The 23,612-nt window shown below is 67.3% G+C and carries 27 protein-coding genes; 15 read left to right on the forward strand and 12 right to left on the reverse strand.

Features of this window, described 5'->3' with window-relative positions; translation table 11 throughout:
- The first annotated feature begins 15 nt into the window (after nt 1–15).
- The 8 genes from ACQKLX_RS12500 (at nt 16) to queA (ending at nt 5,997) form a co-directional block, all read left to right on the forward strand.
- A complete protein-coding gene (locus ACQKLX_RS12500) occupies nt 16–1,686 on the forward strand; it encodes a ribonuclease J (RefSeq protein ID WP_427361888.1) in 1,671 nt (556 codons plus the stop codon).
- A 48-nt stretch (nt 1,687–1,734) separates the two neighbouring features.
- Entirely contained in the window at nt 1,735–2,139 is a 405-nt protein-coding gene (mce, locus tag ACQKLX_RS12505) for a methylmalonyl-CoA epimerase (protein WP_092154233.1), read from the forward strand.
- Between the two features lie 3 nt (nt 2,140–2,142).
- Entirely contained in the window at nt 2,143–2,544 is a 402-nt protein-coding gene (locus ACQKLX_RS12510) for a RidA family protein (RefSeq protein ID WP_427361889.1), read from the forward strand.
- Nucleotides 2,541–2,771, forward strand: a complete 231-nt coding sequence (locus tag ACQKLX_RS12515) for a DUF1467 family protein (protein ID WP_427361890.1) — start codon at nt 2,541–2,543, stop codon at nt 2,769–2,771. The genes ACQKLX_RS12510 and ACQKLX_RS12515 overlap by 4 nt, the downstream gene beginning before the upstream one ends.
- Before the next feature lie 393 nt (nt 2,772–3,164).
- A complete protein-coding gene (locus ACQKLX_RS12520) occupies nt 3,165–3,725 on the forward strand; it encodes a peptidylprolyl isomerase (RefSeq protein ID WP_427361891.1) in 561 nt (186 codons plus the stop codon).
- Between the two features lie 4 nt (nt 3,726–3,729).
- Nucleotides 3,730–4,359: a hypothetical protein gene (locus ACQKLX_RS12525; protein WP_427361892.1), complete on the forward strand. Its 630-nt coding sequence runs from the start codon at nt 3,730–3,732 to the stop codon at nt 4,357–4,359.
- Nucleotides 4,359–4,826, forward strand: coding sequence for a peptidylprolyl isomerase (locus ACQKLX_RS12530; RefSeq protein WP_427361893.1), 468 nt, complete (start codon nt 4,359–4,361; stop codon nt 4,824–4,826). The genes ACQKLX_RS12525 and ACQKLX_RS12530 overlap by 1 nt, the downstream gene beginning before the upstream one ends.
- Nucleotides 4,827–4,902: 76 nt before the next feature.
- A complete protein-coding gene (gene queA / locus ACQKLX_RS12535; protein ID WP_427361894.1) occupies nt 4,903–5,997 on the forward strand; it encodes a tRNA preQ1(34) S-adenosylmethionine ribosyltransferase-isomerase QueA in 1,095 nt (364 codons plus the stop codon).
- 3 nt (nt 5,998–6,000) lie between these two features.
- On the opposite strand, the gene ACQKLX_RS12540 is transcribed toward queA, so the two are convergent.
- Nucleotides 6,001–7,008 (reverse strand): purine-nucleoside phosphorylase, encoded by a 1,008-nt coding sequence (locus ACQKLX_RS12540; RefSeq protein ID WP_427361895.1) that lies wholly within the window; start codon nt 7,006–7,008, stop codon nt 6,001–6,003.
- A 63-nt stretch (nt 7,009–7,071) separates the two neighbouring features.
- Nucleotides 7,072–7,476: a VOC family protein gene (locus ACQKLX_RS12545; RefSeq protein ID WP_427361896.1), complete on the reverse strand. Its 405-nt coding sequence runs from the start codon at nt 7,474–7,476 to the stop codon at nt 7,072–7,074.
- Nucleotides 7,477–7,546: 70 nt separating this feature from the next.
- Here ACQKLX_RS12545 and ACQKLX_RS12550 point away from each other — a divergent pair, with 70 nt between their 5' ends.
- The 4 genes from ACQKLX_RS12550 (at nt 7,547) to ACQKLX_RS12565 (ending at nt 10,870) form a co-directional block, all read left to right on the forward strand.
- Complete coding sequence (locus ACQKLX_RS12550) at nt 7,547–8,140, forward strand: TetR/AcrR family transcriptional regulator (protein ID WP_427361897.1); 594 nt, start codon at nt 7,547–7,549, stop codon at nt 8,138–8,140.
- A gap of 164 nt (nt 8,141–8,304) precedes the next feature.
- Nucleotides 8,305–8,967 carry a tetratricopeptide repeat protein gene (locus ACQKLX_RS12555; RefSeq protein WP_427361898.1) on the forward strand — a complete coding sequence of 221 codons (663 nt, stop codon included), beginning with the start codon at nt 8,305–8,307 and terminating at the stop codon, nt 8,965–8,967.
- Nucleotides 8,968–9,071: 104 nt separating this feature from the next.
- A complete protein-coding gene (gene der / locus ACQKLX_RS12560; protein ID WP_427361899.1) occupies nt 9,072–10,460 on the forward strand; it encodes a ribosome biogenesis GTPase Der in 1,389 nt (462 codons plus the stop codon).
- On the forward strand, nt 10,460–10,870 hold the full coding sequence (locus ACQKLX_RS12565) for an NUDIX hydrolase (protein WP_427361900.1): 411 nt from the start codon (nt 10,460–10,462) through the stop codon (nt 10,868–10,870). Before der ends, ACQKLX_RS12565 begins: the two co-directional genes overlap by 1 nt.
- A 121-nt stretch (nt 10,871–10,991) precedes the next feature.
- Here ACQKLX_RS12565 and ACQKLX_RS12570 read toward each other — a convergent pair whose 3' ends face one another.
- From ACQKLX_RS12570 to rpsF, 10 genes are all read right to left on the reverse strand, one after another.
- Complete coding sequence (locus ACQKLX_RS12570; protein WP_427361901.1) at nt 10,992–11,732, reverse strand: SDR family NAD(P)-dependent oxidoreductase; 741 nt, start codon at nt 11,730–11,732, stop codon at nt 10,992–10,994.
- Nucleotides 11,733–11,751: 19 nt separating this feature from the next.
- Nucleotides 11,752–13,224: an amidophosphoribosyltransferase gene (purF, locus tag ACQKLX_RS12575; protein WP_427361902.1), complete on the reverse strand. Its 1,473-nt coding sequence runs from the start codon at nt 13,222–13,224 to the stop codon at nt 11,752–11,754.
- Between the two features lie 142 nt (nt 13,225–13,366).
- Nucleotides 13,367–14,083: a CvpA family protein gene (locus tag ACQKLX_RS12580; RefSeq protein WP_427361903.1), complete on the reverse strand. Its 717-nt coding sequence runs from the start codon at nt 14,081–14,083 to the stop codon at nt 13,367–13,369.
- Nucleotides 14,084–14,276: 193 nt separating this feature from the next.
- Complete coding sequence (gene radA / locus ACQKLX_RS12585; RefSeq protein WP_427361904.1) at nt 14,277–15,701, reverse strand: DNA repair protein RadA; 1,425 nt, start codon at nt 15,699–15,701, stop codon at nt 14,277–14,279.
- The gene (gene alr, locus ACQKLX_RS12590) at nt 15,701–16,831 is read right to left on the reverse strand and encodes an alanine racemase (protein ID WP_427361905.1); all 1,131 of its coding nucleotides are present in this window, start codon (nt 16,829–16,831) and stop codon (nt 15,701–15,703) included. The genes radA and alr overlap by 1 nt, the downstream gene beginning before the upstream one ends.
- The gene (locus tag ACQKLX_RS12595) at nt 16,828–18,321 is read right to left on the reverse strand and encodes a replicative DNA helicase (RefSeq protein ID WP_427361906.1); all 1,494 of its coding nucleotides are present in this window, start codon (nt 18,319–18,321) and stop codon (nt 16,828–16,830) included. Before ACQKLX_RS12595 ends, alr begins: the two co-directional genes overlap by 4 nt.
- Nucleotides 18,322–18,472: 151 nt before the next feature.
- Nucleotides 18,473–19,036 carry a 50S ribosomal protein L9 gene (gene rplI, locus ACQKLX_RS12600; RefSeq protein WP_377795550.1) on the reverse strand — a complete coding sequence of 188 codons (564 nt, stop codon included), beginning with the start codon at nt 19,034–19,036 and terminating at the stop codon, nt 18,473–18,475.
- Between the two features lie 36 nt (nt 19,037–19,072).
- Nucleotides 19,073–20,017 (reverse strand): hypothetical protein, encoded by a 945-nt coding sequence (locus ACQKLX_RS12605; protein WP_427361907.1) that lies wholly within the window; start codon nt 20,015–20,017, stop codon nt 19,073–19,075.
- Between the two features lie 150 nt (nt 20,018–20,167).
- The gene (gene rpsR, locus ACQKLX_RS12610; RefSeq protein WP_038367644.1) at nt 20,168–20,413 is read right to left on the reverse strand and encodes a 30S ribosomal protein S18; all 246 of its coding nucleotides are present in this window, start codon (nt 20,411–20,413) and stop codon (nt 20,168–20,170) included.
- Between the two features lie 2 nt (nt 20,414–20,415).
- On the reverse strand, nt 20,416–20,862 hold the full coding sequence (gene rpsF, locus ACQKLX_RS12615) for a 30S ribosomal protein S6 (protein ID WP_427361908.1): 447 nt from the start codon (nt 20,860–20,862) through the stop codon (nt 20,416–20,418).
- A gap of 347 nt (nt 20,863–21,209) precedes the next feature.
- Between rpsF and fabD the strand changes: the two genes are divergently transcribed.
- The 3 genes from fabD to ACQKLX_RS12630 all read left to right on the forward strand — a co-directional run bounded on the left by fabD (nt 21,210) and on the right by ACQKLX_RS12630 (nt 23,529).
- Complete coding sequence (gene fabD / locus ACQKLX_RS12620; protein ID WP_427361909.1) at nt 21,210–22,154, forward strand: ACP S-malonyltransferase; 945 nt, start codon at nt 21,210–21,212, stop codon at nt 22,152–22,154.
- 33 nt (nt 22,155–22,187) lie between these two features.
- On the forward strand, nt 22,188–22,925 hold the full coding sequence (gene fabG, locus ACQKLX_RS12625; RefSeq protein ID WP_427361910.1) for a 3-oxoacyl-[acyl-carrier-protein] reductase: 738 nt from the start codon (nt 22,188–22,190) through the stop codon (nt 22,923–22,925).
- 370 nt (nt 22,926–23,295) lie between these two features.
- Nucleotides 23,296–23,529 carry an acyl carrier protein gene (locus ACQKLX_RS12630; protein ID WP_043236751.1) on the forward strand — a complete coding sequence of 78 codons (234 nt, stop codon included), beginning with the start codon at nt 23,296–23,298 and terminating at the stop codon, nt 23,527–23,529.
- The last annotated feature ends 83 nt before the right edge of the window (nt 23,530–23,612 follow it).

Raw genomic sequence — 23,612 nt, forward strand, 5'->3', positions numbered from 1 at the left:
ACGTCAGGATAGCCAGTGACCCGTTCCAGCGACCAGCTCGTCTTCGTTCCGCTCGGTGGCCTCGGCGAGATCGGCATGAATGCCGCGCTCTACGGCTTCGGGCCGGAGAAGAAGCGCAAATGGATCCTGGTCGATTGCGGGCTTTCCTTCGCCGGGCCGGAAGCGCCGGGGGTCGACATCGTCCTGCCCGACCTCAGCTACATCATCCAGGATCGGGCCAACCTGCTCGGCATCGTCATCACTCACGCCCATGAGGACCATATCGGCGCGCTCGCGGCGCTCTGGCCCTCGCTGCGCGTTCCGGTCTGGTGCACGCGCTTTGCCGCCGGCCTGCTGGGGACGCGGCGCCTCTCAGAGCCGGGCGCGCCAAAGGTCGAGATGAATATCGTCGCGCAGGGCGGGCGCTTCACGCTCGGGCCGTTCGACATCGAGTTCGTGCCGGTGGCGCACTCGATCCCGGAATCGAACGCGCTCGCGATCCGCACGCCGGCCGGTCTCGTCGTCCACACCGGCGACTGGAAGATCGACCCGACTCCGCGTGTCGGCCTGCCGACCGACGAGGCGCGCCTGCGCGAGCTCGGCGAGGAGGGCGTGCTGGCGCTGGTCTGCGATTCCACCAATGTTCTGCGCGATGGCATCAGCCCGAGCGAGGCCGATGTCGCGGCCAAGCTCAAGGAACTGGTGGCTTCCGCTCCGAACCGCGTCGCCGTCACCACCTTTGCCTCGAACGTGGCGCGCCTGCGCGCCGTCGCCGAGGCGGCGATGGCGAACCAGCGTGAGGTCGTCGTGGTCGGCCGCGCCATGGACCGCGTCATCGACGTCGCCCGCGAATGCGGCTTCCTCGAGGGCATCCCGGCTTTCCGCGGCGTCGATACCTATGGCTACCTGCCGCGCGACAAGGTCGTCGCGCTCGTGACCGGCAGCCAGGGCGAGCCGCGCGCCGCGCTGTCGCGCATCGCCGCCGACGACCATCCCGAGATCGCGCTCTCGCCCGGCGACCGGGTGATCTTCTCTTCGCGCACCATCCCGGGCAACGAGAGGGCGGTCGGCGCTATTCTCAACCGGCTGGCGCGCGATAATATCGAGATCATCACCGACCGCACCCATCTCGTCCACGTCTCCGGCCATCCGCGGCGTGAGGAACTGGCACGGCTGTATGGCTGGCTGAAGCCGAAGATCGCCATCCCTGCCCATGGCGAGGACCAGCACCTGACCGAGCACGCGACCTTCGCCCGCAGCCTCGGCGTCAAGCATGTGCTGCGCGCCGGCAATGGCGACGTCGTCGCGATCGCCGAAGACGGTGCTCGCAAGCTCACCGAGGTCCAGCACGGCCGGCTCTACCAGGATGGCGAGCTCCTGATCGGCGCGCTCGACCGCACCATTCCCGAGCGTCGCAAGCTCTCCTTCGCCGGCGTCATTTCGATCGCGGTGGCCCTGGACGAGAAGGGCGAGCTCGCCGGCGACCCGGAGGTCGCGCTGATCGGCCTGCCGCTCGCTGCCAAGGACGGCACGCCCTTCGACGACATCGTCGCCGATGCGGTCGAGGATCTGATCGAGGGCATGCCCAAGGGCAAGCGCCGCGATCCCGAAGCGGTGCGCAACGCGCTCGAACGCGGCGTGCGCAGCGCCGTCAACGAGGAGTGGGGCAAGAAGCCGCTGGTGAACGCGCTGGTGATCACGGTGTAGGATCGGGCATACCGCCCGCTGAACGCCGCGCCTGAACGGAGCCCTGGAATGATCGGACGCCTCAACCACGTCGCCATCGCCGTGAAGGATCTCGCCGCCTCGACCGCGCTCTATCGCGACACGCTCGGCGCGCGGGTCTCGCAGCCGCTGCCGCAGCCGGAGCACGGCGTCACCGTCGTCTTCGTCGAGCTGCCGAACACCAAGATCGAGTTGCTGGAGCCGATGGGCGCGGATTCGCCGATCGCCAAGTTCCTCGAGCGCAATGCCGACGGCGGCATCCACCACATCTGCTACGAGGTCGACGACATCCTCGCCGCCCGCGACCGCTTGAAGGCGCAGGGCGCCCGCGTGCTGGGCTCGGGCGAGCCGCGCATCGGCGCCCACGGCAAGCCGGTGCTCTTCCTGCACCCCAAGGACTTCTGCGGCACGCTCGTCGAGCTGGAGCAGGCCTGAGCCATGACGTCCGAGATCACCTTCTTCGGCGAACCGGAGGCCGGATCGCCGCGCCCCTTCAGCCTCGCCACGCGAGCGGGCGGGCTGGTCTTCGTCTCCGGCCAGTCGGCGCCGCATGATCCGGCGAATGGCATCGTCCGTGGTGAGACGCCCGCTGAGCAGGTGAGGCAGGCGCTGGCGTATGTCGCAAGCATCCTGGCGCAGGCTGGCTCCAGTCTCGATCGGGTCGTGCAGATGACGATGCTGATCACCGACCCCGGCGACTATGCCGCCTGCAACGCCGAGTATGTGAAGCATTTTCCGAATGGCTTGCCGGCGAGGCACACGGCACGCTTCGGCGTGCCGACAGAGGCCAAGGTCGCGTTCGCCTGTATTGCGCTGGTCTCAGAAGGCAGCGCGTCATGACGATCGGCGGCGGGCTCGCGGTCTATTTCGTGATCTGGTGGACGGTGCTGTTCGTGACACTGCCCTTTGGCGTGCGCAGCCAGGCCGAGAGCGGCGAGGTCGAGAAGGGCACCGATCCCGGCGCGCCGGTTCTGCCGGGCCTGGCCAAGAAGGCGGTCGCGACGTCGATCATCGCGGCGATCGCGTTCTGCATCGTCTGGTATATCTGGACTCAGCTCGACGCCTGAACAATGTTCAGTATAGCTGAGCGTATAGACCAAAACAAAAGGCAAGGCTTTCGCCTTGCCTTTGGAAGTCTGTTTTTTACCGCAGTATCGGCGCGCCATTGTTTATGCGCACTCATATACTAGACGGCTGTTTGTTCCTCCCGAGACCTGGTCCGCGGCGCCCGGAAAACGGTCGGGCGAGCCCAGCGACAGAGTGATTAGCCGATCGCAATAATGTTGTCACCTGTTTAGGCAGCCGGTGTCCGAACTTTTTGCAAAATTATTCCAGTTTGTTCTTGTGCGGTGCAACATTGTGCTCCGTGCACGATTCCGCGCCTTGTTCCAGTCATAGGATGCGGCTACCTCGCAAGGTCAGATGCGCCGGGCCGTTCCGGCGGTCAGGAGAGGTTTCCGATGCTTCGCACCACGCTCGCCGTCCTGGCGCTTTCCGCTTCCATCGGCCTGGCTCAGGCCCAGGCGCCCGCACCGGCCAATCTCGACCCGCAGAACACCCTGGCGCTCGACACCAAGGACGGACGCGTCACCATCCGCTTGCGGCCTGATCTTGCGCCCAAGCATGTCGAGCAGATCAAGGCGCTGACCAAGCGCGGCTTCTATGACGGCATCGTCTTCCACCGCGTCATCGACGGCTTCATGGCCCAGACCGGCGACCCGAAGGGCGACGGCACCGGCGGCTCCGACCTGCCGAACATCCCGGCCGAATTCACCCCGACGCCCTACAAGGTTGGCTCGGTCGGCATGGCGCGTTCGCAGAGCCCGAACTCGGCCAATTCGCAGTTCTTCATCTGCTTCGAGGGCTGCGGCTCTCTGACCGGCCAGTACACCCTGTTCGGCGAGGTCGTCTCCGGCATGGACGCCGTGCGCAAGATCAAGAAGGGCAGCAGTGCCAACAATGGCTCGGTGAGCGGCCCCGACAAGATCATCCGCATGCGCCTCCTGGCCGACGCGAAGTAAGGCCATGCGCCGGTCGCGCGTTCCTGTGCTCGCACTCCTGCTGCTGGCTCTGGCCGGCAGCGCGGGGCAAGCGCAGGACACGCGCGATCTCGGCCTGCCGCCGTCGTCCGGCTCGCAGAACCCCGTCCTGCCACCGCCCTCGGGTTCGCAGAACCCGGTGCTGCCGCCGCAATCGGGGCAGCGCTACATGCCGGGCATCGGTGGCCCGTTCGGCGAGGGCGCTCGCCGCCCGGTCGTGCCGTCGCCGACGCCCGGCGTCGATCGCGGCGTCATCGGCACCGTCAATCCCGAGACGATCGGCATTGGCGAGGAGACAGTCGACCGGCTCGACCAGATCGGTCCGGCGCTGCGACGCTGCTGGAAACCGCCTGCGCTCGCGGTGGGGGACAGTGCGGCCGCCAGCGTCCGCTTCAGCCTGCGCCGCGACGGCACGCTCTTCGGCCAGCCGCGCGTCACCTGGGAGATGCGGCGAGCGCCGGAGGGCCTGCGCGAGCGTTTCACCGACTCGCTGATGCGGGCCGTGCGCGATTGCACGCCGATGAGGTTGTCGCCGGGGCTTGGAGGGAGTATCGCAGGCCGCCCGATCATCATCCGCTTCTTCGGCCGCGTGCCGACAAACGAAAGATCAGTCTGATGTCGCTCGACCCCGAGAACACCCTCGTCATGGAGACCACCAAGGGCCGCGTGGTGATCAAGCTGCGTCCGGACCTCGCCCCCAAGCATGTCGAGCGCATCAAGCTGCTCGCCCGCGAGGGCTTCTATGACGGCATCGTCTTCCACCGCGTCATCGACGGCTTCATGGCGCAGGTCGGCTGCCCGCACGGCACCGGCACCGGCGGCTCGAGCTATCCGGACCTCGCCCAGGAGTTCAACGCCGAGCCGCATGTCCGCGGCATCTGCTCGATGGCCCGCGCCCAGAACCCGAACTCGGCCAACAGCCAGTTCTTCATCGTCTTCGACGACGCCCGCTTCCTCGACAAGCAGTACACGGTCTGGGGCCAGGTCGTTGAGGGGATGGAGAACGTCGACAACATCAAGCGCGGCGAGCCGGTGCGCGATCCCGACTCCATCGTCTCGATGAAGGTTCAGGCGGACGCCTGAGGCGTTCCCACTGGTTGCGAACAAAGTCATCCCGGGTCGACTTGGTCGGCCCGGGATGACTTTTTAGGATCGGCCCATGGACGTCGACCTCTTCGACTTCGATCTGCCCGAGGCACTCATCGCGCTGCGGCCGGTGAGCCCGCGCGATGCCGCGAAGCTGCTCGTCGTCCGTCCCGACGCGACCGAGCCGTTCGAAGACCGCGGCATCCGTGACCTTGTCGAATTGCTGCAGCCCGGCGATGCGCTGGTGCTGAACGACACCCGCGTCATTCCCTCGCGGCTCTGGGGGCGGCGCTATCGCGGCGAAACCTCCGCCCGCATCGAGATCATGCTGCACAAGCGCGAGGCGGATGATCGCTGGCGCGCTTTCGCCCGTCCGGCCAAGAAGCTCGCCGTCGGCGAGACGATCGTCTTCGACAGCGACGGCGCCGGCAATGCCTGCGAGCTCGCCCGTCTCCAGGCCGAGGTCGAGGACAAGGGGGAGGGCGGCGATATCGGCCTGCGCTTCTCGCTGAACGGCCCCTATCTCGACGAGGCGATCGCGCGGCTCGGCGAATTGCCGCTGCCGCCCTATATCGCCGGCAAGCGCGCGACCGACCAGGCCGATGCCCGCGACTACCAGACGACCTATGCCCGCGAGGAGGGCGCCGTCGCCGCGCCGACGGCAGGCCTGCACTTCACGCCGGAGCTGTTCGCGGCGCTGAAGTCGCGCGGCGTCTCCAGCCATTTCGTCACGCTGCATGTCGGCGCCGGCACCTTCCTGCCGGTCAAGGCGGAGGACACCGACGAACACCGCATGCACGCCGAATGGGGCACGGTCAGCGCCGCGACGGCCGACGCGCTCAACGCGGTTCACGCCGCCGGCGGGCGCATCATCGCGGTCGGCACGACCTCACTGCGTCTGCTCGAAAGCGCGACCGGCGAGGATGGCATCATCAAGCCGTTCTCGGGCGACACGGCGATCTTCATCACGCCGGGCTATCGCTTCCGCGCCGTCGACCTGCTGATGACCAATTTCCACCTGCCGCGCTCGACGCTGTTCATGCTGGTCAGCGCCTTCAGCGGGCTCGATGTGATGAAGCGTGCCTACGCCCACGCCATCGCCGAGGGCTATCGCTTCTACTCCTATGGCGATGGCAGCCTGCTGTTCCGGGCCGACAAGACGGCCTGAAAGCTACTTGGCCGCGAGCGGCGGCACGCCTTTCTGCCACTCGCTCCAATTGCCGACGATGTGATCGACGACGCGCGAGCCGACCGCCTCGACATTGGCGACGGTCTCGGCGAAGCCGCCGGCCGTCTGGCCCGGCGCCGGGTCGAGATGCTGCTGCGTCGTCTCGTTCGGGTTGCCCTGGTCGAAATTGACCGCGCCGCGCAGGCTGAGGATCCGGTCGGTGCCGAACTGCCGCTTGATCACCAGCGTGATCGCCGCCGCCTCCATCTCGGTGATCACGTAGTCGTCCGCGCCATAGAGCTTGGCCATGTACTGCGCCTCCTTCGACAGGCCGGGGCCATGGAAGAAGGTGTCGCCGGTCATGTGCGTGCCGGTCTGGACCGATGGCGCCGCCCGCGCCTTCTCGTCCGGATAGCGCTGGCGGTATTGCTTTGCCGACTCCGAATCCTGGAGGTTGACCCCGGCGCTCAGCCGCGTCGCCCAGCCGACCAGCGCCGGATTGAGCTTGAAGACCCGATACTCCTCATAGCCCTTGCGCGGGATGAACACCGGCTCGCCCGGCTTGCCTTCCTCCGGCGCCCAGCGATGGCCGAGATCATAGTCGACCAGCCAGGTACCCCAGGAGACATCGCCGATCGTGCCGCGCGAAGGCGGCGTGCCAGCAACGCCGGTGATGATAAAATAGGCCTGCGAGAAATCGTAGTCCGGGTCGAGCAGGATCGCCTGCATCGAGGAGGAGGAATTGACCTTGCCCATGCCGAGCACTGCGCCGCAGACGCCGTCGCCATTGCAATAGATCGGCTTCAGCGCGCCGCGCACCTCGTGCGGCTGGCTCTTCTGCCAATAGCGCTCATACCAGTGCTGGAACTCGCCGGCCCGGTCGCCGCTATTGGCGCCGATCTCGAACATCGAGGCGACGAAGACCTTGACCTTGGTCGGCGCCGCCTGCGCCGCGCCGAGCGAGGCGAGGGTGAATAGGGCTGCTCCGAGCCCGCTGGCGATCCGGTTCATGGCGCTCTCCTTGCCACTGTGATGGCGGAAGCCGAAGCAAGGTGCCTGCCATGGACTGCACGATCAAGCGTGGGCTTCGGGCGGTGCGCTCATCGGGATCGGCTTGATCACATCGACCAGCACGCCGCTCGGATCGGCGGTGATGAAGTGACGCTGGCCGAACCATTCGTCGCGTAGTTCCTGCAGGATCGGCAGGCCGGCTGCCTTTAGCCGGGCGTATTCCGCATCGACGTCCTCGACCTCGAAATTCAGGATCAGCCCGCGGACGCGCCCGCGGCCGGGGAGGGGGATCGTCTCATGGCTACCATTCAGCACCGCGAGCGTGACCCGCTCGTCCACGGTCGACTGCAGGTGGACGTACCAATCGGCCTCGAACAGTGCTTCGAAACCGAAATGCGCGATGTAGAAGGCGGCGGTCTCGGCGACCTTCTCGGTCATGATCACCGGGTAATAGCTCGTGACTTTCATGGGCTTGCCTGCCTCTCTTCATAAACATACAATCTGCATGTTTATGTGAAATAACATACAGGCTGCATGTATGCAAGAGAGTGGACGCCGATCCAACAGGGATCGCTCCGAAACCACCCGGGCCGCGTTGATCGCCGCCGGGCGCAAGCTCTTCGTTGATCGCGGCTATGCCGAGACGGGCACGCCCGAGCTGGTGGCCGAGGCTGGCGTGACGCGGGGCGCGCTCTATCACCACTTCGCCGACAAGCGGGCGCTGTTCCGGGCGGTGGTCGAGGCGGAATCGGCCGCGGTCGCGCATGAGATCGAGGGTGCGGCCCGGCCTGGCCTGTCGCCGCTGAAGGCCTTCAGCAAGGGCGGCGCGGCCTTTCTGGAGGCGATGCAGGTCCCGGGCCGGACCCAGCTGCTGCTGATCGACGCCGCCGCCGTACTCGGCCGAGATGAGCTCGATGCGATCGACGCCCGCCATGGCGGGCGGACCTTGCGCGAAGGGCTCGCGGCGGCGATGCAGGTCGGTGCGCTGCCGGCGCTGCCGCTGGCGCCGACCGCACAGCTCCTGAGCGCTGCCTATGACCGTGCTGCTCTCGCCATCGCGGGGGGAGCTGACGCCGGCGAATGGCGCAAGCTCATCGATACTGTGATCACAGGATTGGCTGCGGCGGCGTAGCGCCGCAATAAGCCTGCGCTGACGGCTCCGTGTGGCCGTTCCGGCTCGCATTCCGCCGGCAAAGGTGCTACCCGGCATGCGCAGTTTTTCAGCTTCGCGCGAATTCTGTCCGTTTGACCGATGTCGGTCAGGTGGAAAGCGCGCGAAGGTCAGTTTGAGGCGTCATGTCCGATATTTTCCGCGAGATCGATGAGGAGGTCCGCCGCGACAAGGCGGCCGCCGTCTTCAAGAAGTATGGCAATGTCTTCATCGCCATCGCCGTACTGGCGGTGGCCGGTGTCGCCGGCTGGCAGTTCTGGCAGCAGCAGGAGCGCAAGAAGGCCGAGGCCGTCGGCGCAAAGTTCGAGGCGGCGGTGCGCGCCTCGCGCGACAACGACGCCAGCGCGGCCGAGGCGACGCTGACCGAGCTCTCCGCCAATGCTCCGGCGGGCTATCGCCTGCTCTCGCGCTTCCGCCTCGCGGCCGAGGTCGGCAAGCGCGATGCGGCCGCCGGTGCGGCCGCCTTTGACGCTCTCGCCAACGATGCCGCGCTCGACCAGTATCATCGCGATCTCGCCCGCCTGCGCGCCGGCATGCTGCGCGTCGACCTCGTGCCCTATGCCGAGCTGCGCAAGGAGCTCGAGCCGCTGGCGACGCCGACCGGGCTCTGGCGCCATTCGGCCCGCGAGTTCCTCGGCATCGCCGCGCTGAAGGCCAACCTCTTCGAGGATGCCGGGCGCTGGTTCGACGCCGTCGTCGCCGACCCGCAATCGCCGCAGGTGCTGCGCCAGCGCGTCGAGCTTTATCTGACGCTGGTGCGCGGCGGCCCCGTCACCACCAAGAACTGAAATCGGACGCCGCCCTTGCGGGCGGCAGCCATCAGGCTGGGGCTTCGGACCGGAGAGTGGGCCCACTTTCCGGACGAGGCCCGATGCTGCATTAAAGACGGATCATGAGCGCCATCATCGCCATCGTCGGCCGGCCCAATGTCGGCAAGTCGACCCTGTTCAACCGGCTCGTCGGCAAGAAGCTGGCGCTGGTCGACGATCAGCCGGGTGTCACCCGCGACCGCCGCGAGGGCGAGGCCAGCCTCGGCCATCTGCGCTTCACGGTGATCGACACTGCCGGTCTCGAAGAGGCCGACAAGGATTCGCTCGCTGGCCGCATGCGCGCCCAGACCGAAACCGCGATCGAGCAGGCCGACGTCATCCTGTTCATGATCGACGCCAGGCTCGGCCTGACGCCGATGGACCAGCCTTTCGCCGATCTGGTGCGCCGCTCGGGCAAGCCCGTGATCCTGCTCGCCAACAAGGCCGAGGGCAACAAGGGCAAGGACGGCGTCATGGAGGCCTATTCGCTCGGCCTCGGCGATCCCGTGCCGTTCTCGGCCGAGCATGGCGAAGGCACCGCCGACCTGCTTGAAGCGCTCGCGCCCTATATCGTCGACGAGCCGGAAGAGGACGAGGAGGAGGCGTGGGCCGATGCGCCTGCCGCGGTTGCGGACGATGAGGACGCCGACCCCAACCGGCCGCTGCGCGTCACCATCATCGGCCGCCCGAATGCCGGCAAGTCGACCCTGGTCAACCGGATGATCGGCGAGGAGCGCCTGCTGACCGGCCCCGAGGCCGGCATCACCCGCGACACCATCTCGGTCGAATGGGAATGGCGTGGCCGGCCGGTGAAGCTGTTCGACACTGCTGGCATGCGCAAGCGCGCCCGCATCGACGAGAAGCTGGAGAAGCTCGCCGTGGCGGATTCGCTGCGCGCCATACGCTTCGCCGAGGTCGTCGTCGTCCTGCTCGACGCGACCATCCCGTTCGAGAAGCAGGACCTGACGCTGGCCGACCTGACCGAGCGCGAGGGCCGCGCCGTCATCATCGGCCTGAACAAATGGGACCTCGTCGCCGACAAGCAGGGCCTGCTCGCCGAGCTGAAGGAGAAGGCCAACCATCTGCTGGCGCAGATTCGCGGCGTCGAGATCGTGCCGCTCTCGGGGATCGCCGGCGAGGGTATCGACCGGCTGATGCAGGCGGTCTTCCGCGCCTATGAGGTCTGGAATCGCCGTGTCTCGACCGCGAGGATCAATCGCTGGCTCGAAGGCGTGCTCTCGGCCCATCCGCCGCCGGCCGTCGCCGGCCGGCGCATCAAGATTCGCTATATGACGCAGGCCAAGGCGCGGCCGCCGACCTTTGCGCTGTTCGGCAACCAGCTCGAGCATCTGCCGGTGTCCTATCTGCGCTATCTGACCAACAACCTGCGCGAGGCCTTCGAGCTGCCGGGCACGCCGATCCGGCTCCATACCCGCGGCGGCGCCAACCCCTACGACAAGAGCAAGGGCTGATGCTGGAGACCGTCAGCGCGCTCTTCCTGCGCGCCGACGGGCGGGTGCTGCTCGGCTTGCGCGCGTCTTGGAAGCGCGCCTGGGCCGATCATTGGGACGCGATCGGTGGCCGGGTCGAGGCGGGCGAGGAACTCGAAGCCGCGCTCATCCGCGAATGCCGCGAGGAGGTCGGGCTGGCGCCGCTGACCTACCGCCTGATGCTCTCGGCCGAGGAACGCTTCCCCGAGCGCAACGGCGCCGCGCTGCACCACATCTATGTCGTCTCGGGTTGGGACGGCGGCGAGGCGGAGAACCTCTCCGACGAGCATGTCCGGATCGGCTGGTTCTCGCTCGACGAGATGGCGGCCCTGCCGAACCTGACCGTGCCCGACCTGATCGCGGTGGTGCGGGAGTATGTGGCGGCGCGATGAGAGGCGCGTCATGCTCGGGCTCGACCCGAGCATCTCCGGCCGAATGATGCTCCAGTCCGCGCCTACTGGTCCTGAGATTCTCGGCTCTTCGCTACGCTCCGGCCGAGAATGACGGCGCCTGCTACGCCGGCATCTGCGGCGTCAGAACCTTGCCTTGCGGGAAATCGAAGATCTTGCCGGTCTCGGTCCACTCCGGCGAGGCGATTGCGACCAGATGCGGCGCCAGTTCTTCCGGCGTCTTCAGCGTTTGGGGGTCTTCGCCCGGCATCGCCTGGGCGCGCATCCGGGTGCGCAGCGGCCCGGGATTGACCAGCATGACGCGCAGATTGGTGTTCCGGGTCTCGTCGGCATAGCTGCGCGCCATCGCTTCGAGCGCCGCCTTGGAGACCGCGTACGGAGCCCAATAGGCCAGACCCTTATGCGCCGCGCCGGACGATACGAAGATCGCGCGGCCGGATTCGGAGGCTTTCAGCGCTGGCTCGACCGATTTCAGCAGCCGCCAGTTGGCGCTGACATTGATGTCGAAGACCTGCGCCCACTCCTTGGCGCTGACATGGGTCAGCGGTGAAAGCGGGCCGAGGATGCCGGCATTGGCGAGCAGGATGTCGAGCCGGCCCCAGCGCTCCAGCAGAGCCGGGCCAAGCTTCTCGATCGCCTCGGCATCGGCGAGGTCGACCGGCACCAGCGTCGCGCTGCCGCCGATCGCCCGGATCTCGTCATCGAGTTCCTCGAGCGCGCCGGTGGTGCGCGCCAGGGCGATGACATGGGCGCCGGCCTCGGCGTAGGCGAGCGCCGCAGCGCGGCCGATGCCGCGCGACGCGCCGGTGACGAGCGCAATGCGCCCTTCCAGAGGCTTGGTCATCGAAGTCCTGTCGAAAGGCTCAGCCAGCTTCGGCCAGCAGCGACATCTGCTGCTTGGCGCTCTCGCCGACGAGGTCGGTCAGCGAAGTCGGATAGTCGCCGGTGAAGCAATGGTCGGTGAATTGCGGCCGGGTCGGATCGCGCCGCTCATGGCCCATCGCCTTGTAGAGCCCGTCGACCGAGATGAAGGCGAGCGAATCGGCGCCGACGAACTGGCGCATTTCCTCGAGCGTATGGGTCGCAGCAAGCAGCTTCTGCTGGTCGGGCGTGTCGATGCCATAATAGTCGGGATGGGTGATCGGCGGCGAGGAAATGCGGAAATGCACCTCGCGCGCGCCGGCCTCGCGCATCATCTTGACGATCTTCAGCGAGGTCGTGCCGCGCACAATCGAATCGTCGACCAGCACGATGCGCTTGCCCTCGACCACGCTGCGATTGGCAGAGTGCTTCAGGCGCACGCCGAGCTCGCGCACCTTCTGCGTCGGCTCGATGAAGGTGCGGCCGACATAGTGGTTCCGGATGATGCCGAGCTCGAACGGGATGCCGCTCGCCTGGGCATAGCCGAGCGCCGCCGGTACGCCGGAATCCGGCACCGGCACGATCACGTCGGCCTCGGTCGGGGCTTCCAGCGCAAGCTGGGCGCCCATCGCCTTGCGCCGCTCATAGATGCTGCGGCCCTTCACGATCGAATCCGGCCGGGCGAAATAGATGTACTCGAAAACGCAGGGCCGCTCCGGCACCGGCGGGAAAGGCTTGTGGCTCTCGATGCCCTGCTCGGAGATGACGACGACCTCGCCATTCTCGATCTCGCGGACGAATTTGGCGCCGATGATGTCGAGCGCGCAGGTCTCTGAGGTCAGGATCGGGCAGCCGTTCAGCTCGCCGAGCACCAGCGGGCGGATGCCGAGCGGATCGCGCGCGCCGACCAACTTCTTGTTGGTGATGCCGACGAAGGCATAGGCGCCCTCGATCTGGCGCAGCGCGTCGATGAAGCGCTCGATGAATTTCGGCTTGCGGCTGCGGGCGACGAGGTGGAGCACGACCTCGGTGTCGGAGGTCGACTGGTAGATCGCGCCGTCGCGGACGAGATTGCGCCGCAGCGTCAGCCCGTTGGTCAGGTTGCCGTTATGGGCGACCGCGAAGCCGCCGCCATGCAGCTCGGAAAACAGGGGCTGGACATTGCGCAGGATGGTCTCGCCGGTGGTCGAATAGCGGACATGGCCGATCGCCTGCTTGCCCTTCAGCTTTTCGATCACGCTGGCGTCGGAGAAGACGTCGCCGACCAGGCCGAGCTGACGCTCCGTATGGAAGCGCTTGCCATCGAACGAGACGATGCCGGTCGCTTCCTGGCCGCGATGCTGCAAGGCATGCAGCCCAAGCGCGGTCAGCGCCGCCGCATCCTCATGTCCGAAAATGCCGAAGACGCCGCACTCCTCGCGCAGGCGATCGGCATTCGGGTCGAACACGGCGTCGGCATCGTGGATCAGGCTCATCGCAGGCTCCATCGCGGCTTCGGTACGCTTTCCATTCGGCCGGAGCGGCCCATCGGAAAGAATTTGCCAACTACTTGTTGGAGCATCGCCCCATCACAAGAACGGATGCCGTTTTTGTGATGGGACCATGCTCTGGTTCCGATCAGGGCCGGCGTTGCGCCGGGGCAGGCGTGGCGCCGGTGGTGGCCGGAGCGGTCGAATCGATCACGCGCTGCAGGGCCTGCCGATCGGTGGCGGGCGCCTGGGTGCGGCGCTGCGGGTCAGCCGGGGCGGTGCCGCCGGCCGGCGGGGTGGCGCCGGGCGTGCGCGGCTCCTCGGCCGGTGCGTCGGTCGACTCGGGCGCCTTCGGTTGCAGCAGCTTCTTCACGAACTCTGAATCGATATCCTGCGGCAGCATTGTGAGCAGGCTGCGGCCGGTTTCCTCCAGCAGCGGCTTCGAGCGCGAATCACGCGCCCAGGCCGGCTGCATCTTCTCAGGCACCAGCGCGGTGAAGAAGAGATAGCCGACGACCGCGAGCAGCAGGCCGCGGGCGGCGCCGAAGACGAAGCCGAGGGTGCGGTCGAGCGCGCCGATGCGCGAATCGAGAACGAAGTCCGAAATCCGCGCCGTGATCAGCGAGACGATGATCAGCGTGCCCAGGAATAGCGCCGCGATCACCGCGACCAGCGCCACGGTCTTGTTCGGGATGTGCTGCTGCGCCAGCGGCAGCAGTTGCGGATGGAAGATCCAGGCGACGACGGCCGCCGCCGCCCAGGAGGCGATCGCCAGCACTTCGCGCGTCAAGCCGCGCACGGCCGCCAGCAAAGCCGAGATCAGCACCACGCCGATGACGACGAGATCGAGAATGGTCACAGGCATGTCTGGGCCGCTTCGCTGCAAAATCGGGGCCGGCACGCGTCAAATGGGTGGGCCGGGCGGATTTTGCTATACCCGCTCGCGTGCCGCACGTCACCCATGCAGTCGGTTCATTTTGCGCTGCGAGAACTGGATTCTGCCAAGTTATCCAAGCTGATCGCTGAATCCGCTTCTCGCGCTTCAAATGGAGACGATTTTACCGGTCCGCTTGCTGAGCGCGCTGACCGGAGCGGGCTCGCGGGGCGCTTGCTGCGATTTCGGCGACGAGTTCGCCGACATGGCTGAGGCGCCGCAATCTCAGGCCGTTGCCGTCGCCGATATCGGCCCCTGCCGAGGGCAGAACGGCACTTTCAAAACCGAGCTTGGCGGCCTCCCGCAGCCGGGCAGCGGCGACCGAGACCGGCCGGATCGCGCCTGAGAGCGCGATCTCGCCGAAATGGACCGCGCCCGAGGGCAGGATCGCCCCGGTCAGCGAGGAGACGAGCGCTGCGGCGACGGCAAGGTCCGCCGCCGGCTCGCCGACGCGCAGGCCGCCGGCGACGTTGAGATAGACATCATGCTGGCCGAGCTTCAGCCCACCATGCGTCTCCAGCACCGCCAGCACCATGGCGAGGCGGCTGTTCTCCCAGCCGACCACGGCGCGGCGCGGCGTGCCGAGCGCGCTCGGCGCCACCAGTGCCTGGATCTCGACCAGGACCGGCCGTGTGCCCTCGATGCTGGCGAGCACGGCCGCACCCGGCGCATCCTGGTCGCGTCCGGCGAGGAACAGGGCAGAGGGGTTGCCGACTTCGGACAGGCCGGCGCCGGTCATCTCGAAGACGCCGATCTCGTCGGTGGCGCCGAAGCGGTTCTTCTGGCCGCGCAGGATACGGAAGGAATGCGTGCCTTCGCCCTCGAAGGACAGCACCGCGTCGACCATGTGCTCGACCACGCGGGGCCCGGCGATCTGGCCGTCCTTGGTGACATGGCCGACCAGGATCAGGCAGGCGCCCGAGGTCTTGGCGTAGCGGATCAGCGCCTGGGCCGAGCCGCGCACCTGCGTCACCGTGCCGGGCGCACTCTCGACCTCGGAGGACCACATCGTCTGGATCGAATCGATCACGACGAGGGCAGGGCGCTGGCCCTGGCCGAGCGTTGCGATGATATCCTCGATGTTCGTCTCGGCGGCGAGGTCGACCGGCGCCTCGGCGAGGCCCATGCGCTGGGCGCGCAGGCGGACCTGGCTGGTCGATTCCTCACCCGAGACATAGACGACGCGCCGGCCGCTCGATGCCATGGCGGCGCAGGCCTGCATCAGCAGCGTCGACTTGCCGATGCCGGGATCGCCGCCGATCAGCAGGACCGAGCCCGGCACGAAGCCGCCGCCGGTGACGCGGTCGAGCTCGCCGATCCCCGAGATGATGCGCGGCGCATCCTGCGTCTCGCCCTTCAGGCTCTCCAGCGCGAAGATGCGGCCGCGGGCCCGACCGCCGGAGGGCACCCGGCCGCCACCGGGGACCGGCGCGGCCTGCGCCTCCTCGGCGAGCGACGACCAGGTGCCGCAGGAATCGCACTTGCCCTGCCAGCGGTGATAGACCGCGCCGCAGGCTTGGCAGATATAGGTCGGACCGCGCTTGGCCATTACAGCCCGATATAGCGCCGCGCATGGCGGCGGCCGAGGCTGGTCAGGATCTCGTAGCCGATTGTCTTGGCGCCGGCGCCGACCGCTTCAAGGTCGAGCTCGCCTCCGATCAATGTGACCAGCGCACCGCGTCTGGCGGCTTCTGCGGGGGCGTCCGAGACGTCGACGATGATCAGGTCCATCGAGACCGTGCCGACGAAGGGGCAGCGCACGCCGCCGACCAGTGCCGAGCCGCCCTGCGAACGATCGGTCCAGCTGGCATTGCGCGGATAGCCGTCGGCATAGCCCAGGCAGATGGTGGCGAGCTTGCGCCGGCCTTTTGCCGTCCAGGTGCCGTTATAGCCGACCTGCGTCCCGGCCTCGACCTCGCGCAGCTGGATGATCTGCGCCTCGAGCCCGACCACCGGACGCATCGGGTTCGGCTGTCCGGGCGTCGGATTCCCGCCATAGAGCGCATAGCCCGGCCGCGTGAGCTGATAGGACGGGCAGCCCGGCAGGAAATGGCCGGACGAATTCAGCAGCGAGGCCGGCACGCCGGGGAAGGCGGCGGCGATCTCGGCGAAGGCGGAAACCTGTCGGGCATTGGCCGGATCGTCGATCACCTCCGAGGCGGCGAAATGGCTCATCACCAGCCCGATGCCGGCGGCGGCGATCACGCCGCTCTTCTCGCGCGCCAGGTCGAGCCCTTCGCCGGGCCAGAGCCCGAGCCGGTTCATCGCCGTGTCGACATGCAGCGCCGCTGGCCGGACCCTGGCGCCGCTCTGCCGGAAACCGGCCCATTCGAGCAGCTCCTCATGCGAGCCCAGCACCGGCGAAAGGTCGTGCTCGGCATAAGCGCCGCCGGTTTCCGGCGCGAGGCCGTTCAGCACATAGATGGTCGCCTCCGGTGCGACGGCGCGAGCCCGCACCGCTTCCGAGAGATGCGCGACGAAGAAGGTCCTGCAGCCGGCCTTTGCGAGCGCGGTCACTGCCGGCTCGATGCCGATGCCATAGGCATTGGCCTTGACCACGGCGGCTGCCTCCGTGCCGGCGCGCTGCTTCAGCATGCGCCAGTTGGCGACGAGCGCGCCGAGGTCGATCGTCAGGATGGCGCCGTGGCCGGCATTCTCGGGCGTGTCGAAGGCGTTCATTCGAGGCGTTCCGGTAGATGGCTCTGGTCGGCCCTGTCGGAGAAGCGCGTCACGTCGGCGTCGAACTGCAGGGCGACAGTTCCGGTCGGGCCGTGGCGCTGCTTGCCGATGATGAGCTCGGCGAGCCCGTGGGCCGCCTCCATCTCCATCACCCATTTGTTGTGCTCGTCGGTGCCCGGCCGGGGCTCCTTGGCCTTGAGATAGTACTCTTCGCGGTAGACGAACATCACCACGTCGGCGTCCTGCTCGATCGAGCCGGATTCGCGCAAGTCCGAGAGCTGCGGACGCTTGTCGTCGCGGTTCTCGACCTGGCGCGAGAGCTGGGAGAGCGCGATGATCGGGACGTTCAGCTCCTTGGCCAGCGCTTTCAGGCTGGTGGTGATCTCGGTCAGTTCCTGGACGCGATTCTGGCCGTTCTTGGCCGAGCCGGAGAGCAGCTGCAAATAGTCGATGAACAGGACGTCGAGACCCTTCTGGCGCTGCAGTCGGCGGGCGCGTGCGACGAGCTGGGCGATCGAGATGCCGCCGGTCTGGTCGATATAGAGCGGCAGCTTCTCGATCTGGGCGGCGACATCCGTCAGCCGGGCGAAATCGCCTTCGGTGATGCGGCCTTGCCTGATCTTGTAGGAGGAGATGCTGGATTGTTCGGCGACGATACGGGTGGCGAGCTGGTCGGCCGACATTTCGAGCGAGAAGAAACCGACGATGGCGCCGTCGACCGACTTGATCGAGCCGTCCTCCTGGCGCTCGCCCCGCCAGGCCTTGGCCATGTTGAAGGCGATGTTGGTGGCCAGCGAGGTCTTGCCCATGGCCGGGCGGCCGGCGAGCACGATCAGGTCGGAGCGCTGCAGGCCGCCCATTCGCGCGTCGAGATCGCGCAGGCCGGACGAGATGCCGGAGAGGCCGCCGGCGCGCTGGAAGGCGCTCGCCGCCATGTCGATGGCAAGCCGGAGCGCGCCGTCGAATTTCTGGAATCCGCCCTCGTAGCGCCCCTTCTCGGCGAGCGCGTAGAGCTTGCGCTCGGCGTCCTCGATCTGCTCGCGCGGCGCCATCTCGACCGGCGCATCATAGGCGACGTTGACGAGCTCCTCGCCGACGCCGATCAGCTGGCGGCGGATGGCAAGATCGTAGATCGTCCGCCCGTAATCGGCGGCGTTGATGACGGTGGTCGCTTCGGCCGCGAGCCGGGCGAGGTATTGCGGCGCGGTGATGCCGCCGAGATCGATCTCGCCGATGAAGGTCTTGAGCGTGATCGGCGTTGCGATCTTGCCCGCCCGGATCATGCTGGCCATCATCTCGAAGATGCGCCGGTGCAGCTCCTCGAAGAAGTGCTCGGGCTGCAGGAAGTCCGAGACCCGGTAGAACGCATCGTTGTTGACCAGGATGGCGCCCAGCAGCGCCTGCTCCGCCTCGATGTTGTGCGGCTGGACGCGGAAGTTCGCCTCTTGACTGGTTTCGAGGCGGGCGACGAGGGCGGTGGCGCTGGACATGGCTCTGGATAGGTTAATGCCGGTGAGTCATGAACATGAACAAATTAGGAACACGCCTAATACCGTCAACTCTGCACGCTGTCCACAGCGCATGAAAAAGGGCGCCGTGTTGCCACGGCGCCCATTGACTCGCGTAAGCCGCTGAAAGGGCTCAGCGGTCGTCGTCGCCGGCCTCGGCCAGCGCCGCGCCGACCTCGAGGCCGAGATCGTCGAGGTCGAACTCCTCGCGGGCCGTGACGTTCTCGCCGGCAGCCTGGCGCTCGGCTTCCTCGGCGGAGCGGGCGACGTTCACGGTCACGGTGACCGAGACTTCCGGATGCAGCACGACCGGGACGGTGTGCAGGCCGAGCGTCTTGATCGGGGTGTTGAGCGTGACCTGGTTGCGGTCGACGGTGAAGCCGGCGGCGCTCAGCGCCTCGGCGATGTCACGGGTCGAGACCGAGCCGTAGAGCACGCCGGACTCGCCCGACTGGCGCAGGATCACGACCGACTGGCCGTTGAGGCTCTCGGCGACCGAATCGGCCTCGCGCTTCAGCTCGAGGTTGCGGGTCTCGAGCTGGGCACGCTGGGTCTCGAAGCGCTTCTTGTTCTCTTCGGTGGCGCGCAGGGCCTTGCCGCGGGCGAGCAGGAAATTGCGGGCATAGCCGTCGCGCACGCGGACGGTTTCACCCATCTGGCCGAGCTTGGCGACGCGTTCGAGCAGGATCACTTCCATGGGTCTTCTCCTTTGATGTCGTGAATAGGCGTTGGTTCAGGCAGCAGGCGACGCCGGCGGCTTGCGCCGGCGAAGGTCGATCAGCGCGTCGGCGATGCCGAGCAGCGCGAGGAACGGGAAGACGGTGATCAGCATGATCACCAGCGCGAGGTAGACCGCGAACAGCGTCGGCGTCCGCCAGGCCTTGCCGCGGCTGATGTCGTGCACGGCGGCGAGCCCTGCGAGGCCGAAGGCGGCGATCAGCGCACCGGCCAGGGCAGCGCCGGCAAGGCCGATGAAGCCGCCGGCAAAGCTGAGCAGGATGCCGCCCAGTAGCCCGGCGACCGCCTGCGCCGGCAGGCGCGTCGAGGAAATGAGGGGCCAGGGCCGCGGTAGCCGGCCGGAAACCTGGACGGCCTTCGCCGCCAGCCAGAGATTGGCGACGATCATCGGCACGAAGGAGGCGCCGGCCGCGGCGGGGACCAGGGCAGCGAGCCGCGCCGCAAGCTCGCCGGCATCGACGCCTGCCGGCAGCCGCACCACCGGGCCGATGCCCTCGCCGCCAGTCAGCACGAGACGCAGGCCATGCGACATGACGCGGTGATAGGTCTCGAAATCGGTTGAGATCGCGAGCGCGCCGCCGACCGTCACCAGCGTAGCGACCGCGGCGATCCAGACCAGCAGGCGCCCGAGTGGATACCACTCGCTATTACCCTGGTCGTCACCGCGGGCGAGCAGGGCGAGATAGGCGATCCACCAGGCCGGCAAAGCCGCGCCGATCGCGAAGGCGAGCCCGAGCGAGAGCTTGAGTACGACGGTGACGGCAAGCGTGCCGGCAGCGACCGCAACCAGCCCGGCGCGATGGTTCCAGCCGAGGGCGGCGATGAAGACCGGGAGCGGCGCGACATAGGACAACAGCAGCGCCAGCGGCGATCCGGTGATCACCACTGTGAACAGGAGGGCTGAAACCAGCCCGGCGCCGATGCCGACGATGGGGAGCATATCCGTCCTGCTGTCCCGCTGCTCGAAAAGGGCAGGGTGAGAGGCTTTCGCCTCAACATACCAGACGGGTTTTCACCGCCTGGCGACTAAAGTTCACGTGAGATCGAAAGCCCGGCGGCGCTGGGCGCCGCCGGGGAAATCCTCATCCGCTCAGCGGATGACGTAGGGCAGCAGGCCGAGGAAGCGGGCGCGCTTGATCGCCTGGGCGAGCTCACGCTGCTTCTTGGCCGAGACGGCCGTGATGCGCGACGGCACGATCTTGCCGCGCTCGGAGATGTAGCGCGAGAGCAGGCGCACATCCTTGTAGTCGATCTTCGGCGCGCCCTCGCCCGAGAACGGGCAGGACTTGCGGCGGCGGAAGAAGGGGCGGCGGGCGCCGGCGGATGCAGTCGACATGCTCAGGCCTCCCCAGCGGTCTCGGTGGTCGCCTCGTCTTCACGACGCGGGCGCTCGCGGCGCGGGCCGCGGTCGAAACGGTCGCCGCCCGGACCACGGTCGAAGCGGTCGCTACGCTCGTCGCGGTCGCGCTTCTGCAGCATGACCGACTGACCTTCCTCGAGTTCCTCGACGCGGATGGTCATGAAGCGCAGCACGTCTTCGTTGATGCGCATCTGGCGCTCCATCTCGGCGATGGCCGCCGCGGGAGCGTTGATGTTCAGCAGCGAGTAGTGCGCCTTGCGGTTCTTCTTGATGCGATAGCCCAGCGACTTCACACCCCAGTACTCGACCTTGGGGACGGAACCGCCATTCGCCTCGACGATGCCCTTGAACTGCTCGACAAGGGCCTCGACCTGCTGCGCGCTGACGTCTTGCCGCGCGAGCAGAACGTGCTCGTACAATGCCATGATTGGCCTTTCTTCGTTCACCGGTTTCGTTCGACGCGGAGCCCTCCGAGCCCTGGATAAAGGCCCGACAGGATTTCTTCGAAGGCGGAGACACGGGACGGCGGCCCTCCAGGGAGAAGCCTACAAAACGCTTCCTTTTTGGGAATCGCTTCGCCGTCCGTTCAGCCTCCGGCCGAACAAACCGAGGCGGTCGTTACAGCGGGACGCTCTATCATGCAAGCGGAAAACACCGGAAAATGCCAGCGAAGGTCGACTTTAGTCGCGTAAACGCCTTGACTTGGCCCACCGCACGGTGCGACTGCGCCCGGACTTTATTAACCAAGCGTGATCTTCAGGACCATTGCGACATGGCGACGGCTTTCATCTTTCCAGGGCAGGGTTCGCAGGCCGTCGGCATGGGCAAGGCGCTCGCCGAAGCCTTTCCGGTGGCGCGCGCCGTCTTCGACGAGGTCGATGCCGCACTCTCGCAGAAACTCTCCACCCTGATGTGGGACGGTCCCGGCGAGGAGCTGACCCTGACCGCCAACGCCCAGCCGGCGCTGATGGCGGTGAGCCTGGCCGCGATCCGCGTGCTTGAGGCCGAGGCCGGGCTCTCTTTGAAGAACGACGCCGCTTTCGTCGCCGGCCATTCGCTCGGCGAGTATTCGGCGCTGGCTGCGGCCGGCACCTTTTCGATCAGCGATGCAGCCCGGTTGCTGCGCATCCGCGGTGACGCCATGCAGAAGGCGGTGCCGGCAGGCGAGGGCGCCATGGCGGCGCTGCTCGGCGTCGAGCTGGAGCAGGCCCGTGCGATCGCGGCCGACGCCGCCGAGGGCCAGGTTTGCCAGGCGGCCAACGACAATGGCGGTGGACAGGTCGTGCTCTCCGGCGCCAAGGCGGCGGTCGAGCGGGCGATCGCGCTCGCCGGCGAACGCGGCGTGCGCCGCGCCATGCTGCTGCCGGTCTCCGCGCCCTTCCACTGCGCCCTGATGCAGCCGGCGGCCGAGGCCATGCAGGCGGCGCTCGCCGAGGTTTCGATGCAGGCGCCGGTCGTGCCGGTCATGGCCAATGTCGGCGCCGCTCCCCTCAGCGACCCGGCCGCGATCCGCGCCTCGCTGGTGGCGCAGGTCACCGGCACTGTGCGCTGGCGCGAATGCGTCGAGGCGATGGCGGCTGCGGGTGTCACCCAGTTCTACGAGGTCGGCTCGGGCAAGGTGCTCGCCGGCCTGGTCAAGCGTATCGCGGCGGGAACGACTGCGGCGTCGATCGGCACGCCCGACGACATTGCGGCTTACAAGGCCCAGAAGGGCTGAACGGCAATAGAGCCGGCGATCAAGGGAGGCAGTATGCTCGATCTGACGGGAAAGAAGGCGCTGGTCACTGGCGCCACGGGCGGCCTCGGCGGCGCGATCGCGCGCCGGCTCCATGCCCAGGGCGCGACCGTCGCCTTGTCCGGCACCCGCGTCGAGGCGCTGGAAGCTCTGGCGAAGGAGCTCGGCGAGCGGGCCGAGATCACGCCCTGCGATCTGTCGAACCGCGATTCGGTCGAGGCGCTGGTGCCGGCGGCCGAGGCCAAGCTCGGCGGGCTCGACATCCTCGTCAACAATGCCGGTGTTACCCGCGACAACCTCTTCATGCGCCTCAAGGACGAGGACTGGGATCTCGTCCTGGCCGTCAATCTGACTGCTGCCTTCCGGCTCTCGCGCGCGGCGGTGAAGAGCATGATGCGCCGTCGCTATGGCCGCATCGTCTCGATCGGCTCCGTCGTCGGCACCAGCGGCAATCCGGGGCAGGGTAACTACGCCGCCTCCAAGGCCGGGCTGATCGGCATGTCGAAGTCGCTGGCCGCGGAGGTCGCTAGCCGCAACATCACCGTCAACGTCGTCGCGCCGGGCTTCATCGAGTCGCCGATGACCGATGTGCTGAACGAGAAGCAGCGCGAGGGCATCCTCGCCGACGTGCCGATGGGGCGCCTCGGCCAGGGAGCGGACGTCGCTGCGGCGGTGGCTTATCTCGCCAGCGAGGAAGCCGGCTACGTGACCGGGCAGACCCTGCACGTCAACGGCGGAATGGCAATGATCTGAATTGGTTAGTTCAGATTTTTAATACACTTAAAGGTTTGTGCTGCGCTCTCGCCAGCCCATTACGAGTGTGTTAATGACCCTGCCGGCCAAGCGCCGATCGGTGTTCTAGAGCCGGATCCGATCAGGCTGAATCAGCCTGATCGGTGAATCCGTCTCTAAGCTCTTGTTGGAGAACGCGTGATCCGATCAGATTGCATTGCAATCTGATCGGCGCGTGCTCTTGGGACTTGACGCCGGCCCGGTTGTTGCGTTTGTGCAGCGATGAACTCCCCGGCGTGGTCCGCCGCCAGGCGAAGATCCGGGCCGGGAAATCAGTTTCACCCACGCGTCGCATTCAGCGGTGTGTTTTCGAGGTTTGAGGGAAAGACCCATGAGCGATGTCGCCGAGCGCGTGAAGAAGATCGTGATCGAGCACCTCGGCGTTGAGCCGGAGAAGGTTGTCGAGGGCGCCAATTTCATCGAGGACCTCGGTGCAGACAGCCTCGACACCGTCGAGCTGGTCATGGCTTTCGAGGAAGAGTTCGGCGTCGAGATCCCGGACGACGCGGCCGAGACGATCGTGACCGTCGGCGACGCGGTCAAGTTCCTGTCGAAGTCGGCCTGACAAGGCCTTGGCCCCGGGGGCCGGGGGGCGGCGCCCGCGCGCCCGCGCGGGGTGTTTGGAGGACCGATCGGCCGGGGGGGGTG

It is taken from the genome of Allobosea sp. NPDC003192 (assembly GCF_050275675.1).
Classification (GTDB): domain Bacteria; phylum Pseudomonadota; class Alphaproteobacteria; order Rhizobiales; family Beijerinckiaceae; genus Allobosea.

What these genes read in the sequence shown, in the direction of transcription:
- mce (WP_092154233.1), top strand. Translation starts at nt 1,735, where the DNA reads ATGATCGGACGCCTCAACCACGTCGCCATCGCCGTGAAGGATCTCGCC.
- ACQKLX_RS12510 (WP_427361889.1), top strand. Translation starts at nt 2,143, where the DNA reads ATGACGTCCGAGATCACCTTCTTCGGCGAACCGGAGGCCGGATCGCCG.
- ACQKLX_RS12515 (WP_427361890.1), top strand. Translation starts at nt 2,541, where the DNA reads ATGACGATCGGCGGCGGGCTCGCGGTCTATTTCGTGATCTGGTGGACG.
- ACQKLX_RS12520 (WP_427361891.1), top strand. Translation starts at nt 3,165, where the DNA reads ATGCTTCGCACCACGCTCGCCGTCCTGGCGCTTTCCGCTTCCATCGGC.
- ACQKLX_RS12525 (WP_427361892.1), top strand. Translation starts at nt 3,730, where the DNA reads ATGCGCCGGTCGCGCGTTCCTGTGCTCGCACTCCTGCTGCTGGCTCTG.
- ACQKLX_RS12530 (WP_427361893.1), top strand. Translation starts at nt 4,359, where the DNA reads ATGTCGCTCGACCCCGAGAACACCCTCGTCATGGAGACCACCAAGGGC.
- queA (WP_427361894.1), top strand. Translation starts at nt 4,903, where the DNA reads ATGGACGTCGACCTCTTCGACTTCGATCTGCCCGAGGCACTCATCGCG.
- ACQKLX_RS12540 (WP_427361895.1), bottom strand. Translation starts at nt 7,008, where the DNA reads ATGAACCGGATCGCCAGCGGGCTCGGAGCAGCCCTATTCACCCTCGCC.
- ACQKLX_RS12545 (WP_427361896.1), bottom strand. Translation starts at nt 7,476, where the DNA reads ATGAAAGTCACGAGCTATTACCCGGTGATCATGACCGAGAAGGTCGCC.
- ACQKLX_RS12550 (WP_427361897.1), top strand. Translation starts at nt 7,547, where the DNA reads ATGCAAGAGAGTGGACGCCGATCCAACAGGGATCGCTCCGAAACCACC.
- ACQKLX_RS12555 (WP_427361898.1), top strand. Translation starts at nt 8,305, where the DNA reads ATGTCCGATATTTTCCGCGAGATCGATGAGGAGGTCCGCCGCGACAAG.
- der (WP_427361899.1), top strand. Translation starts at nt 9,072, where the DNA reads ATGAGCGCCATCATCGCCATCGTCGGCCGGCCCAATGTCGGCAAGTCG.
- ACQKLX_RS12565 (WP_427361900.1), top strand. Translation starts at nt 10,460, where the DNA reads ATGCTGGAGACCGTCAGCGCGCTCTTCCTGCGCGCCGACGGGCGGGTG.
- ACQKLX_RS12570 (WP_427361901.1), bottom strand. Translation starts at nt 11,732, where the DNA reads ATGACCAAGCCTCTGGAAGGGCGCATTGCGCTCGTCACCGGCGCGTCG.
- purF (WP_427361902.1), bottom strand. Translation starts at nt 13,224, where the DNA reads ATGAGCCTGATCCACGATGCCGACGCCGTGTTCGACCCGAATGCCGAT.
- ACQKLX_RS12580 (WP_427361903.1), bottom strand. Translation starts at nt 14,083, where the DNA reads ATGCCTGTGACCATTCTCGATCTCGTCGTCATCGGCGTGGTGCTGATC.
- radA (WP_427361904.1), bottom strand. Translation starts at nt 15,701, where the DNA reads ATGGCCAAGCGCGGTCCGACCTATATCTGCCAAGCCTGCGGCGCGGTC.
- alr (WP_427361905.1), bottom strand. Translation starts at nt 16,831, where the DNA reads ATGAACGCCTTCGACACGCCCGAGAATGCCGGCCACGGCGCCATCCTG.
- ACQKLX_RS12595 (WP_427361906.1), bottom strand. Translation starts at nt 18,321, where the DNA reads ATGTCCAGCGCCACCGCCCTCGTCGCCCGCCTCGAAACCAGTCAAGAG.
- rplI (WP_377795550.1), bottom strand. Translation starts at nt 19,036, where the DNA reads ATGGAAGTGATCCTGCTCGAACGCGTCGCCAAGCTCGGCCAGATGGGT.
- ACQKLX_RS12605 (WP_427361907.1), bottom strand. Translation starts at nt 20,017, where the DNA reads ATGCTCCCCATCGTCGGCATCGGCGCCGGGCTGGTTTCAGCCCTCCTG.
- rpsR (WP_038367644.1), bottom strand. Translation starts at nt 20,413, where the DNA reads ATGTCGACTGCATCCGCCGGCGCCCGCCGCCCCTTCTTCCGCCGCCGC.
- rpsF (WP_427361908.1), bottom strand. Translation starts at nt 20,862, where the DNA reads ATGGCATTGTACGAGCACGTTCTGCTCGCGCGGCAAGACGTCAGCGCG.
- fabD (WP_427361909.1), top strand. Translation starts at nt 21,210, where the DNA reads ATGGCGACGGCTTTCATCTTTCCAGGGCAGGGTTCGCAGGCCGTCGGC.
- fabG (WP_427361910.1), top strand. Translation starts at nt 22,188, where the DNA reads ATGCTCGATCTGACGGGAAAGAAGGCGCTGGTCACTGGCGCCACGGGC.
- ACQKLX_RS12630 (WP_043236751.1), top strand. Translation starts at nt 23,296, where the DNA reads ATGAGCGATGTCGCCGAGCGCGTGAAGAAGATCGTGATCGAGCACCTC.